The organism is Ensifer sp. Root127 (genome assembly GCF_001425225.1).
In the GTDB taxonomy this organism is placed as follows: Bacteria; Pseudomonadota; Alphaproteobacteria; order Rhizobiales; family Rhizobiaceae; genus Ensifer; species Ensifer canadensis.
Genome location: NZ_LMDX01000054.1, coordinates 209,806 through 222,509, shown reverse-complemented (window position 1 = coordinate 222,509; position 12,704 = coordinate 209,806). Strand labels below are relative to the sequence as shown.

Genomic DNA, 12,704 nt, shown 5'->3' with positions numbered 1-12,704 from the left:
GTCTTGAACCCGCGCTCAGTATACCACGACGCTGCGGATGCTTTCGCCGGAATGCATCAGTTCGAAGCCCTTGTTGATGTCTTCGAGCGGCATCGTGTGGGTGATCATCGGATCGATCTCGATCTTGCCCTCCATGTACCAGTCGACGATCTTCGGCACATCGGTGCGGCCGCGGGCGCCGCCAAAGGCGGTACCCATCCAGCTGCGGCCGGTGACGAGCTGGAACGGACGGGTGGAGATCTCCTGGCCAGCGCCGGCAACGCCGATGACCACCGACTTGCCCCAGCCACGATGCGAGGCTTCGAGCGCCTGGCGCATCACCTTGGTGTTGCCGGTGCAATCGAAGGTATAATCGGCACCGCCGATCTGGTCGGCCCCGCGCTTCGTCATGTTGACGAGGTAGGGCACGATATCGTCGCCAACCTCCTTCGGATTGACGAAGTGGGTCATGCCGAAGCGTTCGCCCCAGGCTTTCTTGTCGTTGTTGAGATCGACGCCGATGATCATGTCGGCGCCGGCAAGCCTGAGCCCCTGGATGACATTGAGGCCGATGCCGCCGAGGCCGAAGACGATCGCGGTCGCACCCATCTCGACCTTGGCCGTGTTGATCACCGCGCCGATGCCGGTGGTGACGCCACAGCCGATGTAGCAGATCTTGTCGAACGGCGCGTCGGGATTGACCTTGGCCAGCGCGATCTCCGGCAGCACGGTGTAATTGGCGAAGGTGGAGCAGCCCATATAGTGATGGATCTTGTCCTTGCCGATCGAAAAGCGCGAGGTGCCATCCGGCATCAGGCCCTGGCCCTGGGTCGAGCGGATNAAGGTGGAGCAGCCCATATAGTGATGGATCTTGTCCTTGCCGATCGAAAAGCGCGAGGTGCCATCCGGCATCAGGCCCTGGCCCTGGGTCGAGCGGATCGCCGTGCACAGGTTGGTCTTGCGCGACAGGCACGACGGGCAGGAGCGGCATTCCGGCGTATAGAGCGGGATGACATGGTCGCCCTTCTTGACCGAGGTCACGCCCGGGCCGACATCAACGACGACGCCGGCACCCTCATGGCCGAGGATCGCCGGGAACAGACCTTCGGGGTCGGCGCCGGAAAGCGTGAAATCGTCGGTGTGGCAGATGCCGGTCGCCTTGACCTCGATCAGNTCATGGCCGAGGATCGCCGGGAACAGACCTTCGGGGTCGGCGCCGGAAAGCGTGAAATCGTCGGTGTGGCAGATGCCGGTCGCCTTGACCTCGATCAGCACCTCGCCGGCCCGCGGGCCTTCGAGCTGAACGGTCATCACTTCCAGCGGCTTGCCGGCCTGAACGGCGACGGCGGCGCGTACATCCATGGACATTTCTCTTTCCTTTTAACGTTTTCGGCCATTTCAGGCAGTAGGCCTATCGGGGCAGGTAGCGCGTAAGATGGGCTTCCAGGAGCCGTACGAGCGTGATCAGCACCAGATTGATCAGGAGATAGAGCACACCGGCGATGGCGAATATTTCGAGGATTGCATAGGTCTGGCTCATCAGCCGCTTTGCATGGCCGGTGATCTCCAGGACGGTGATGGTGGAGGCGAGGCTCGTACCCTTGACGACGAGCACAAGCTCGTTGCCGTAGGCCGGCAGCGCTTGCCTGATGGCGAGGGGAAACGTGATCCGGCGAAAGCGCAGGAGCCGCGACATGCCGCAGGCCTGAGCGGCTTCGACGAGCCCTCCGGGAATGGACATGAGGCCGCCGCGCAGGATTTCCGACGTATAGGCCGCCGTGTTGAGTGCCAGCGCCATAACAGCGCAATGGGCGCCATCGCCGACGATCCACCAGAGCATGGGGTTGTCGCGCACGAAGGAAAGCTGGCCGAGGCCGTAGTAGAAGAGAAAGAGCTGGACCAGTAGCGGCGTGCCGCGGAAAACGGTGCTGTAGCTTTTGGCAAAACTGCTCAGAGCCGTGTTTTTCGACAGGCGCATGACCGCAAGCGCCAGACCGAGATTGAAGCCGATGACGATCGAAGTGACCGTCAGGACAGCGGTGAGCCACAGCCCCTTGGCAAGGGTCGGAACTGCGAGGCGAACGAGTTCGAAATCCATGGCCTATTTCCTCGTACGGGGACGCAGAAGGCGTTCGATCCAATCGAAACCACCCTGGCTGATCAGCGTGATTGCGAGGTAGACGACAGCGGCGATGAGATAAAAGATGAAGGGATGGCGGGTCGAACCCGCCCCGACGAAGGCCGCGCGCATCAGTTCCTGCAAACCGACCACGGAGACAAGCGCGGTGTCTTTGATCGTGGTCTGCCAGACATTGTTCATACCCGGTACCGCGATCCGCAGCATCTGTGGGGCGATAATGCGGCGGAAGATGCGCCTGCCTGGAATCCCAAGCGCCCGCGCCGCTTCGATATGTCCGGCCGGTATGGCAGCCAGAGCCCCCCGCACGACCTCCGTCGAATAGGCCCCCGATATGGCTGCGATTGCAACGACTGCGATGGTGAAGGCGTAGCCGTTGCCAGCCAGACCTTCATAGCCAAACGCCGCGGCGACCTGGGCTACGAATTCCACGGAGGAAAAGAAGAGGAGATAGATGATCAGGAGTTCCGGGACGCCGCGCACGATCGACGTGTAGACGTCCACGACAAGCGTGAGCGGAAACAGCCGCGCCCATTTCATCAGGCCGCAGGCAACGCCGATGACGATGCCGAAGGCCATGCTCGTGACCCCAAGGGCGACGGTGATCGCCGCGCCGCGCAGGATTGCGGAGATCCAGCCGCCGTCCCATACCTGCCATAATCCAAGTTCCATCGAACCCGCCCAACCTTCGCATTGTCCTGTCGGATGAAGCCCCCCGAAGAAGGATCGACCTGACGGCCTTTCCTCACCCGGGAGACGTCGTGTTGGTGTTACTGGCAGGGACGGGAGATGTCCGTCTTGAACCAGGTCTGGCTCGTATTGCCGATCGAGCCGTCAGCGACCAACTCGCAGAGCGCCTCGTCGATGCGGGCCTTCAGCTCGGTATTCTCCTGCGAAATGCCGACGCCGATGCCTTCGCCAAGCGTCGGATCGAAAGTGCTGAGCACCTTCACATCGACGAACTGGAAGTCCTTGCCATCCGGGCGCGCCAGGAAATCCTGAAGGGCGGAGGCATCGGCGAAGGCGGCCTCGACGCGGCCGCTGGCGAGATCGATCTGCATCTGGTCGAGCGTGTCGTAGGTCTTCAGGACGGCGGAGGAGGCGCGCTTTTCCACGAAATGGGCATGGGTCGTGCCGGCCTGGACGCCGACCGTGCGGCCGTCGAGCGATTTCAGCAGCGCATCGATGTCCTTGATGCCGGCGAGATCGGAATCCTTCTTCACCACGAACATGTTTGCGAGTTCCGCATAGCCGACCGAGAAGTTGATCTGCTTCTTGCGTTCAGCCGTGATCGACATGCCGGAAATGATGATGTCGAAACGTTTGGCTTTGAGCGCCGGAATGAGACCGTCAAAGGCCTGCACGACGAAATGGCACTTCATCTTCAGCTTGGCGCAGAGCAGGGTCCCGACATCGGCGTCGAAACCCGTCACGTTACCGGCGGAGTCTGCCATGCTCCATGGCGGATACTCGCCTTCCGTCCCGATCGACAATTCGCCCTCGGCGGCCTGGGCCGCGGCGAGACCGGCGGCGAAGAACGTGGCGAGCAATAGACTTTTGAGCTTCATGTTTTGGTTCCCCATGTTGAGCTTTCTTGTTGGGTCTCGTCCGGAGAGATCCCCGGACGGGTGATGGCGCAGGAATGTCAGAGCGTACGGGCCAGGAACTGGCGCATGCGTTCGGAGCGCGGGTTGGTGAAGACCTCCGCCGGGGCACCCTCCTCCTCCACCTTTCCCTGATGGAGGAAGAGGATCTTGTGCGAGACCTCGCGCGCGAACTGCATTTCGTGCGTCACGAGGATCATCGTATTTCCTTCTTCGGCCAGTTGCCGGATCACGCGCAGCACCTCGCCGACAAGCTCGGGATCGAGCGCGGAGGTCGGCTCGTCGAGGAGGATGAGCTTGGGGCGCATGGCGAGCGTTCGGGCGATGGCGGCGCGCTGCTGCTGACCGCCCGACAGCTGGCCTGGATACTGGTCGTGCTTGTCGGAGAGGCCGACTTTCTTCAGGAGCGCATGGGCATGGTCGACAGCCGCCTGCCGCTCTTCCTTCAGGACATGCCGCGGCGCCTCGATGATGTTTTCGAGAACTGTCATGTGCGGCCAGAGATTGAAGTTCTGGAACACCATGCCGACGCGTGAGCGGATGCGCTCGACCTGCCGCATGTCGGCCGGCGCGGCGCTGCCGTCCGACGTCTTCTTCATGCGGATTTCCTCGCCATCGATAACGATGCGCCCGTCGTTTGGCTGTTCGAGCAAATTGATGCAGCGCAGGAACGTGCTCTTTCCCGAACCGGAGGAGCCGATCATCGACACGACCTCGCCCGGTTGCGCGGAGATGTTGACGCCGTTGAGCACGGGGAGGGGACCGAAGCGCTTGTGGATGTCGTGCACTTCGATCGCCGGCCTTTCGTCAAGCCTTGGACCGCTAGCTTCCGGGTGGGCGACGACGGTGACGGCCGGCGCCGCAGGAACCGGCTTTTCGGCACCTGCGCCGCCGACCGACTTGAGGTCTGCGAAGGCACGGTCGAAATGGCGCAGCGAAGCGGCAAGACAAGTGCGCTGCCAGTCAGCGTCCTCCGGAATGAAGGCGGCGCGCAGGGTTTCCTTGATCCTGCTGCCGAGCGGGGTATCGATCTTGCTGAACAAGTGAAGCCAGTTGTCCGCCTGAACCGCATCCGCGACCGTGGCGCCATCGAGGGTTCCGCATTCGACCACCAACGGCAGGACGCGCGCCTTCGGCAGCGCATGTCGCACCGCGGCTGACACATAGCCGGTAGCCGTTGCGGCAATGCCGGTATCGGTCGTCGCATTTTCGCCGGTGATGACGACCGAGAGCGTCGGACCGAAGATGCGCCGCCCCCAATCCAAACCGTCGTGCTCGTTCTCAGCAACGGAGAGGAGGGCAGGATAGCCGTAAGGGCCCGCGCCCGTGTGCAGGTCGAAGACGACGACCTCGGTGGCCTGCTGCGCGAACGTCGACAGGATCTCGATGAGCGTCCGGTTGGACCAGACGGGACCGTCGCCGCCATAGAACAGGCCATTCGGAAAGTCGTACTGGCCGGCTTCAACGATCGGGGCGATGCCGGCATAGCCGCCGAGCCGTTGTTTCGCGGTCTCGTAGGCGTCCGCTGCGGCATCACGCTCTGGCCCCTCCCAGGCGCGACAGACGAGGGCATCGTGCAGGGCGGCATAGCGTTCGTTTTTCGGCGGGCTCTTCAGCCAGTCGATGAAGTTGCGGTTTAGGTCGACGTTGTCTTCGTTCACCCGGCGCGTCCAGGCCGTGCCCCAAGGGTTGATGAGGTGGATGGCTAGGACCGCGGTGTCGTCGGGGAGCTGCCAGGGCGAATTTTGTGAAAGCCAGGCAGTCTGGCAGGCCGAGCCGAAAGGACCCTCGACGCCATGGGTGCCGGAGATCAACACCAGGAGCTTCTTGGCATCATCGCGTCCAAGATAGGCAACGTCGGTCGCCAGACGCTCGCCGTTCGGTCCGTGCAGCGGATGCAGGTATTCGACGACACTAGCCCCAGCGGTGCGCGCGGCGGAGAGAAACCGGGCGCGCAGGGCCGAGAAATCGCCGGCGAAAAGACCGGATGGCGTTGAAGGGGACATGCGAGGGGGCTCCCGGTTTGCTTTGTGCTGACGTGCGTTTGCGCTCATTGTTCGTTCCCGTGGGGTCGCGGCCCGACCCCTTCTTGTGTGTCGGATTGGAGGGGACGTCGCAGGCGTCTCCTCATCCTTCACGCTTGGCGAGGGCGCGAAGCGCGTCGAGAAAGCGGTCGTTTTCCGAGGGCGTGCCGATCGTCACACGGATGAAGGCCTCGTAACCCTCTTCTTTCCACGGCTTGACGATGATGCCCTTCGACAGGAAGTGATTCAGCGCCGCCCGGCTGTCCCAGCCGACGTCGATGAACAGGAAGTTCGTCTGCGATCGGGCCACCGAAAGCCCCATGGCGGCAACGGCATCGGCCACACGTGCCCGCTCGCGTTTCAATGCGGCAACCGAAGAGCGCATCCATGCCTCGTCCGCCAGTGCGGCGACGGCTGCGACCTGCGCGGCAGCATTGACGTTGAACGGTGTCTTGGCCGCGGTCACGGCGCGCGCGAGCCGCGCATCGGACATCACAGCATAACCGACACGCAGGCCGGCAAGGCCGTAGGCCTTGGAAAAGGTTCGCAATACGACCCAGGACAGGCCCGTGGCCGAGAGCGCGGCGAGGCCGTCAGGCATGTCTTCGTCCGTGAACTCGAAATAGGCCTCGTCTAGAACGAGAAGCGTCTGCGGCGTGACCGCCGCGAGAATGCGCTCCAGGCTTTCGCGGTCGAGCGCCGGGCCGACCGGATTGGAGGGGGAGGAGAGGAAGAAAATCACCGGCGCCCGCTCGAGCATGGCGACGATCGCCGGTATGTCGAAGTTCAGATCTGTCCGCATGCCGACCTTCACGACCTTGGCGCCATTGGCCAGCGCCTCGATCTCGTGCAGCCCAAAACCGGGACAGACTGTCGCCGCGAGGGCACCGGGACGCAGCACGGCGCGACAGACCGCGGCGATCATCTCCTCCGAGCCGTTACCGGCCACGATGCGTTCAGCGGGAACGCCGAGCTTATGGCTGAGCACCGCCCGCAGCACCGTGCAGGCCGGGTCGCTGTAGCGCGACGGATTGAGGTTGGCGAGCGCCGCCGCGACATCCGGCGAACAGCCATCCGGGTTTTCATTGCTGGCAAGGGCAGCGATGTCCTGCCGACCGCTGTGCTTTTGTGCGGCGGCGATGCTCATGCCGGCATTGTACGGCGGCAGGCCTGCTACATGCGGATTGAGCGGGATTTCGGTATGGAGCGGTTTCGTCACGGATCCTCCTTCGGGGATTGGACACCCTGGTTCAGGCCGCAGCCTCTTGTTCTGAGCGCGTCAGAGATCGAGCACGATCGAGGATTTCGGCCTGGTGCAGCACAACAGCACCCGGTCGTCCGGCATCGCGTCGAGCGGCTCCTCGAAATAGTCGACCTCGCCTGAGACGAGACCCTGTTCGCAAGTCCCGCAAACCCCCGCCCTGCAGGAGAATTCAGGCTCGATGCCCCGTGCCTCCAGGAAGGCAAGGATGGATTCGCTCGTCCCGTCCCAGGCAAGGCTGCGCCCCGACTTCTGGAGCACGATGCGTGGGCCGTCCCCCTCGGTGGCTGGCTCGGCGGCGCGCGCCATCGCGGGCCGCGCCGTCATCTGCCCGGCCTCCGACAACAGGCTCGCCGGCCCGAAGAATTCGTAGGCGATGCGTTCCTTCCTCACTCCGAGACCAGTCAGAATGCCGTAGATGGCCCGCATGAAGGGCGGTGGCCCGCACATGTAGATATCGTAGTCGTCGAGCGGCAGAAGGCTCTGAAGCGTGGTGCGCGTCAGGAAACCCGTCGAGTGGCACCGGGCGACCGCGAGATCGCCGGTCTCGGCGAAACGGTAGCAGAAGTGTACGGCGATGCCGGACCGCTGGGCGGCGAGTTGCTCGACTTCCTCTCGCAACGCATGAACGGCCGCGCTGTCGCAGGCGTGGATGAACCAGACGGGGCGGTCGCTTTCCCTTGCCAGCACATTCAGCATCGAGACCGTCGGTGTCAGCCCGACGCCGCCAGAAAGAAGCACGACAGGCCCCGAACTCGCGCTGTCGAGCTTAAAGGCACCGCGCGGCGGGTCAATCTCGACGACGGCGCCGGGCTCGATCTCGTCATGGAGCCAGCAGGAGCTCAGGCCATCCGGCACGTCCTGCGACGGTGCGGCCTCACGCTTCACGGTTATCCGGTACGTGCCTTCCTCGCGCGGGGACGAGGAGACCGTATAGTTGCGCAGGACATGGCCACCCTTGCGGTCGGGAACGCGCATCGTCAGGAACTGTCCCGCCTCGAACGGCCGCCAGTGCTGCCGTTCGAGAGGGGCAAGGCGGAAAGACGTGATCGTGGTGCTTTCGCGCACCTTCGAGACAACTTCGAAGGGGCGAAAGCGCGAGGCCGCGGCATCGAGCATCCGGATTGATCCTTATTCAGCCGCTTCGCTGGTCGTGTCGGCTTTCGCCTCGGCGGCAATCATCTGGGCCAGCTTGCGGCGAAAGCGCATCGGGCCGACGTCGATCTTCAGGTCGAGGTTCGGTGTCTGCATGTTGGCCATTGCGTGATGGACCGCCTCCAGCACGACGCGATCCTCTTCGAAGGCGCCCCGTACGGATTTTGCGAATCTCTCGGAAACCTTGGCGTCGTCCGGCGCGAAGTTGCGCATCTGGAACCAATAGTATTTGGTCCGGTTTTCATCGACCGGCGTCATGAAGTTGTAGCTGTCCATGAGGAAGGTGTTTTCTGGCAGGACGCGGCCTTCCCCGCCGGTGTGGGCCGGCGCGAAGATGGCCTTAATGATCGCGTTGCTCGGATAGCGCACCTCGTAGTGCTGCTTGCGGTCGGTGTTGCCCTCGAATTGCAGGAAAGGCGCGTAGAACGGGGCCGGTTCGGAATCGATCATCCAGCGCCAGACGGTGACGCCGTCGTCCTTCACGGTCGTCTCGAGCGGCGTTTCCTCACAGGCCGAGCTGGCGAAGGACGACTGATGGACCCAGGCGACATGTGACGGGTCGAGCAGGTTGTCCGTCATGTAGAGGTAATTGCAGTTGAGCGTCATGGACTCGCCGCGATTGATTCCCCAGGCGGGATTGCCGAAATACTCGACTTCGAAGATTTCCTTCGGATCCGCCTTCTCGGCATCGCCCATCCAGATCCAAAGCAGGCCGTAGCGCTCGTGGACTGGGTAAGATCGCACCTTGGCGACATGCGGAATGCGCTCGGCGCCCGGAACCCGCGTGCAGGAGCCCGAACAATCGAAGGTCAGGCCGTGATAGCCGCATTCCACGTCGTCACCTTTGATGCGGCCCATGGACAGCGGCAGCTTCCGATGGGGACAGGCATCCTCTAGCGCGGCGGCATGGCCATCCTGCTTGCGGTAAAGAACGATGTGTTCGCCGAGGATCGTGACGGATTTCAGCTCGCGGCCGACTTCTTGGTCCCAGGCTGCGACGTACCAGGCATTCTTGAGAAACATTTCGCTCTCCTTGCGTTTTGTTAAGCGAATGTCCGCCGTTTTTTTTGTGCCAACAAGTTGCCAGCTCCTGCGTTCTTTTTTAGATTTTCTAAATTGAGCGACCTGTCCGAGGAGTGCCTAACGATGTCGAACCCGTCCTTGCGCGGCCTGCAAGCCTTTGAGGCGATCGGACGATGTGGCTCGGTCAGCGCCGCTGCGGAGGATCTCGGTGTAACGCCCGGCGCCGTCAGCCAACTGGTACGAAACCTGGAGCAATGTCTTGGGCTCACGCTTTTGGAGCGACGTGGGCGGCGGGTCGAATTGTCGTCATGGGGGCGGCTGTATTACCGGGAAGTCGCGAAAGGCTTTCAGCAGCTCTCCCATGCCGCCAATATTCTCACGCGCGCCAGGAACGAGACCGGGATCGTCCTCAGTGCCTTGACCTCGGTCGCCAACAGGTGGGTCGGTCGCAAGATTTTCGACTGGCAGTCCCTCTGTCCGGAATCCAGTGTGCGCATTCTCGGCCAGGAGCAAGAGCCCCGCATCGGTATCGAGCAGGTGGACTTCCGCATTACCTACGGCCGGCGCGCCTATGCGCACGAGCATGTTGCAAATCTGTTCACCGACTGGGTCGTACCGGTCTGTTCGCCCGCGTTGATCGCCAACCGTGTCCTCGACAGTCCGCAGGCCATTCTCAAATTCCCGCTGCTAAACGTGGAATGGGAGGCGGATTACAAGGCTTCGCCGCAATGGAGGGACTGGGCCTCCTTGGTGCATGCCGATGGCCGCCAAACGTTCTCTGGCCTTTCCTTTGCCTTGTCGAGCAGCGCCATTGACGCGGCGGTGAACGGTAGGGGATTCGTTCTCGCACAGGTTTCGATGGTACTGGATGAGGTTGCCTCCGGCGCCTTGATGGTTCCCTTCGACATTCGCATGCAACTGTCCGAAAGCTACTACTTAGCCTGGGACCGGACGGCTCTCGAAAAGCCGTTCGGGCAAAAATTTCACAAATGGCTAATCGGGGTAGCGAGACAACAGGAGCTGCTGTCCGCTCCGGCTAAAGGCGCAGCCACCTGACGTGAAGTATTGTCACGGCTGCTCTACGCGGGCTCTTGCCCGCCATCAATCGACGAGCCGCATCACTTGAATGCTCCTTGGGGACTTCCCGAGGCGCAAGTTCAATGGGGAGGCTTCAACGAGAGTGTCGGTTTCTATCAGGGGACGACTTTCTCAAGCACCGCGCAAAGCTGATCGATGCGGTGACGACGACTACTCCAAACCAAACAACTCGACGGAGAGCAGCCGTATAAAGCTCCGCTTCGCGGTGCGCTACCAGATTGGCTTCCCTGGACCGGACGACCCCGGGGAAATTGGTATCCATCGTCGCCTTTGAGATCCGCTATCAGATCGTCGACGTTCTCTACCGTCAGGCCAACGTTAGCCTTGGCAGCTTTCCCACAGCCAATAAGTGTTACCGCCTTGAGGCGCTTTCCCGACCTGAGGCGTGACCTGCAGCAGAATAGGTAACGACGGTCACCGAGCAGTGCCGACTTTCTTAGCCGGCTTGAAAAGCGGTTGACAAAGCGCGACCATGTATACTTTATAAATACAAGAAGTATGCAGTAGGAGGAGGCGTGCGATGTCATCGACCGGGGAGCCACGAAACCAACCGCTCTGGGCGGAGAAAATAACAGGATTGTCCCAGGCGCTCCTGCGCGGTGAGAAGTTCCTGGCCGGGATTTTCATAACGGTGCTGCTGGCGCTGATTTTGGTGAATGTCGTCACCCGATTCGCCAAAGTGCCAATCTACTGGATCGACGAGGCCTCGATCTTCTCCATGATCTGGCTTGGCTTTATCGGGGCTTCGGTCATGACGCGGCTGCGGATCGATTTCGCCGTCACGCTTCTGTCGGATCAACTGTCACCCAAATGGGTCGCGCGGCTGCGCGCCTTTTCCACCGCAATATCGCTGACTTTTGCGACCGGCTTTGCGGTGGTGTGCTGGATCTGGCTGGATCCGCTGGGCATCGCTTCCCACGGTTTCGACGCTCAGGCTTTTGCCGCCGAAACGTTCAACTTCCTCTACACCGAGCGAACCCAGACGCTGGAATGGCCGACCTGGATCGTCAACCTGATTCTGCCGATCTTCGCTCTCACGCTCATCGTCCACAATGCTGCAAACCTGCTTGAAGACCTCGGCATCGCGCGCAAACGCGTACAGGTCTCGCTGACGACTGCAGAAGGAGCCGCCTGATGTTTACCTTCGGCGCATTCGTTGCCCTCATGCTAGTCGGCCTGCCGATCTCCATTGTGCTTTGCCTCACGGCGGCGGCGTATATCTGGCAAAGCGACAATACGGTCCTGTTCGTCTCCTTTCCCACCCAAATGTTCATGGGTCTCGACAGCTACGGCTTGATCGCCATTCCGCTGTTCATTCTCATCGGCGAGATCATGAACGGCGGCGGCATCACGCGGCGTATCATCGACATGGCCATGGCATTCGTCGGCGCGCTCAAGGGCGGCCTTGCCTATGTGAACCTGCTCGCAAACATGTTCGTGGCGTCCATTCTCGGCTCGGCCGCGGCCCAGGTTGCGCTGATGTCGCAGATGATCGTCCCGGAAATGGAAAAGAAGGGCTATGACAAGACCTTCGCTGCCGGTCTGACCGCCTATGCCGGCATGCTGGGGCCGATCATTCCCCCTTCCATCATGTTCGTCGTCTACAGCGTCATCGCGCAGGTTCCCGTCGGAACCATGCTGGCCGCCGGTATCATTCCCGGCGTCATTCTTACCATCGCCTTTTGTGTGGTGATCGCGCTTATGGGATACGTCTACAACTACCCGCGCGGCACCAGCCTGCCGATGAGCGAGCGTGTGACCATCACGCTGAAGGCCGCGCCGACACTGATCATCCCGCTGATCATCGTGGGATCGATCGTGACCGGGCTTGCTAATCCGACCGAAGCCGCGGCCATGGGCGTGGTTGCCGCAATCCTCGTCGGGCGTTTCGTGACCGGCGATCTCCGCCTGAAGCAGCTTCCCGAGATGTTCGTCAAGGCAGGGGTCCTGTCGGCCGGCATTCTGTTCCTGATCGCTGCGGCTGCCGTCTTTTCCTGGGTTCTCGTCTACGGAATGGTTCCCCAGCACGTGGCGGAATGGATCCAGACGATCGCGAAAGACCCGGTGACGTTTATGCTGCTGGTCAATGTGATCCTGCTCGTCATCGGCACGGTCATCGATGGCGCGCCGGGGCTGATCATGACCGTTCCGATCCTGCTGCCGATCGCGACGGAAGTCTACGGCATCGATCCGGTGCATTTCGGCGTCGTCGCCGTGATCAACCTGGTCCTCGGCTTTCTGTCCCCGCCGGTCGGCTTGAATTTCTTCATTGCCGCCGCAGTAACGGGGGCGAAGCCCGGCAAGATGTTCATCGTAACGCTGCCGTTTTTCCTGATCTGCTGCGTCATCCTCGTGCTGCTTTCGATCTTCCCGGCACTGTCGACCTACTTCTCCTAGCCCACAAACTCACAACAGAGGGAACC

The 12,704-nt window shown here is 61.9% G+C and carries 11 protein-coding genes and 3 pseudogenes; 3 read left to right on the top strand and 11 right to left on the bottom strand.

The window, feature by feature from the left end:
• Window positions 1-15: 15 nt before the first annotated feature.
• The 11 genes and pseudogenes from ASD03_RS41050 to ASD03_RS36190 all read right to left on the bottom strand — a co-directional run.
• A pseudogene (locus tag ASD03_RS41050) lies at window positions 16-819 on the bottom strand (zinc-binding dehydrogenase); the annotation flags it as partial.
• Window positions 820-918: 99 nt separating this feature from the next.
• Window positions 919-1,152: pseudogene (locus ASD03_RS41045) on the bottom strand (alcohol dehydrogenase catalytic domain-containing protein); the annotation flags it as partial.
• 1 nt (window position 1,153) lies between these two features.
• The coding region (locus ASD03_RS41040) for an alcohol dehydrogenase catalytic domain-containing protein (protein ID WP_057214231.1) at window positions 1,154-1,341 on the bottom strand (188 nt) is incomplete at its 3' end.
• 49 nt (window positions 1,342-1,390) lie between these two features.
• Window positions 1,391-2,077, bottom strand: coding sequence for an ABC transporter permease (locus tag ASD03_RS36225; RefSeq protein WP_057204800.1), 687 nt, complete (start codon window positions 2,075-2,077; stop codon window positions 1,391-1,393).
• 3 nt (window positions 2,078-2,080) lie between these two features.
• A complete protein-coding gene (locus ASD03_RS36220; RefSeq protein ID WP_057204798.1) occupies window positions 2,081-2,788 on the bottom strand; it encodes an ABC transporter permease subunit in 708 nt (235 codons plus the stop codon).
• A 98-nt stretch (window positions 2,789-2,886) separates the two neighbouring features.
• Window positions 2,887-3,684, bottom strand: a complete 798-nt coding sequence (locus ASD03_RS36215; RefSeq protein WP_057219023.1) for a transporter substrate-binding domain-containing protein — start codon at window positions 3,682-3,684, stop codon at window positions 2,887-2,889.
• Between the two features lie 77 nt (window positions 3,685-3,761).
• Complete coding sequence (locus ASD03_RS41415; RefSeq protein ID WP_057219272.1) at window positions 3,762-4,514, bottom strand: ATP-binding cassette domain-containing protein; 753 nt, start codon at window positions 4,512-4,514, stop codon at window positions 3,762-3,764.
• 162 nt (window positions 4,515-4,676) lie between these two features.
• Window positions 4,677-5,726 (bottom strand): annotated as a pseudogene (locus tag ASD03_RS41410) (DUF2817 domain-containing protein); the annotation flags it as partial.
• A gap of 121 nt (window positions 5,727-5,847) precedes the next feature.
• On the bottom strand, window positions 5,848-6,963 hold the full coding sequence (gene hisC, locus ASD03_RS36200) for a histidinol-phosphate transaminase (RefSeq protein WP_063997137.1): 1,116 nt from the start codon (window positions 6,961-6,963) through the stop codon (window positions 5,848-5,850).
• Between the two features lie 60 nt (window positions 6,964-7,023).
• The gene (locus tag ASD03_RS36195; protein WP_057219021.1) at window positions 7,024-8,124 is read right to left on the bottom strand and encodes an FAD-binding oxidoreductase; all 1,101 of its coding nucleotides are present in this window, start codon (window positions 8,122-8,124) and stop codon (window positions 7,024-7,026) included.
• A 12-nt stretch (window positions 8,125-8,136) separates the two neighbouring features.
• On the bottom strand, window positions 8,137-9,183 hold the full coding sequence (locus ASD03_RS36190) for an aromatic ring-hydroxylating dioxygenase subunit alpha (RefSeq protein ID WP_057219019.1): 1,047 nt from the start codon (window positions 9,181-9,183) through the stop codon (window positions 8,137-8,139).
• A 123-nt stretch (window positions 9,184-9,306) separates the two neighbouring features.
• Here ASD03_RS36190 and ASD03_RS36185 point away from each other — a divergent pair, with 123 nt between their 5' ends.
• The 3 genes from ASD03_RS36185 to ASD03_RS36175 all read left to right on the top strand — a co-directional run bounded on the left by ASD03_RS36185 (window position 9,307) and on the right by ASD03_RS36175 (window position 12,678).
• Window positions 9,307-10,239 carry a LysR family transcriptional regulator gene (locus ASD03_RS36185; protein ID WP_057204791.1) on the top strand — a complete coding sequence of 311 codons (933 nt, stop codon included), beginning with the start codon at window positions 9,307-9,309 and terminating at the stop codon, window positions 10,237-10,239.
• A 562-nt stretch (window positions 10,240-10,801) separates the two neighbouring features.
• Window positions 10,802-11,416 carry a TRAP transporter small permease subunit gene (locus ASD03_RS36180; protein WP_057219018.1) on the top strand — a complete coding sequence of 205 codons (615 nt, stop codon included), beginning with the start codon at window positions 10,802-10,804 and terminating at the stop codon, window positions 11,414-11,416.
• Window positions 11,416-12,678: a TRAP transporter large permease gene (locus ASD03_RS36175; RefSeq protein WP_025429163.1), complete on the top strand. Its 1,263-nt coding sequence runs from the start codon at window positions 11,416-11,418 to the stop codon at window positions 12,676-12,678. The genes ASD03_RS36180 and ASD03_RS36175 overlap by 1 nt, the downstream gene beginning before the upstream one ends.
• The last annotated feature ends 26 nt before the right edge of the window (window positions 12,679-12,704 follow it).

Excerpts from the sequence above, each read along its gene's own strand:
- ASD03_RS36225 (WP_057204800.1), bottom strand. The coding sequence starts at position 2,077 with ATGGATTTCGAACTCGTTCGCCTCGCAGTTCCGACCCTTGCCAAGGGG.
- ASD03_RS36220 (WP_057204798.1), bottom strand. The coding sequence starts at position 2,788 with ATGGAACTTGGATTATGGCAGGTATGGGACGGCGGCTGGATCTCCGCA.
- ASD03_RS36215 (WP_057219023.1), bottom strand. The coding sequence starts at position 3,684 with ATGAAGCTCAAAAGTCTATTGCTCGCCACGTTCTTCGCCGCCGGTCTC.
- ASD03_RS36195 (WP_057219021.1), bottom strand. The coding sequence starts at position 8,124 with ATGCTCGATGCCGCGGCCTCGCGCTTTCGCCCCTTCGAAGTTGTCTCG.
- ASD03_RS36190 (WP_057219019.1), bottom strand. The coding sequence starts at position 9,183 with ATGTTTCTCAAGAATGCCTGGTACGTCGCAGCCTGGGACCAAGAAGTC.
- ASD03_RS36185 (WP_057204791.1), top strand. The coding sequence starts at position 9,307 with ATGTCGAACCCGTCCTTGCGCGGCCTGCAAGCCTTTGAGGCGATCGGA.
- ASD03_RS36180 (WP_057219018.1), top strand. The coding sequence starts at position 10,802 with ATGTCATCGACCGGGGAGCCACGAAACCAACCGCTCTGGGCGGAGAAA.
- ASD03_RS36175 (WP_025429163.1), top strand. The coding sequence starts at position 11,416 with ATGTTTACCTTCGGCGCATTCGTTGCCCTCATGCTAGTCGGCCTGCCG.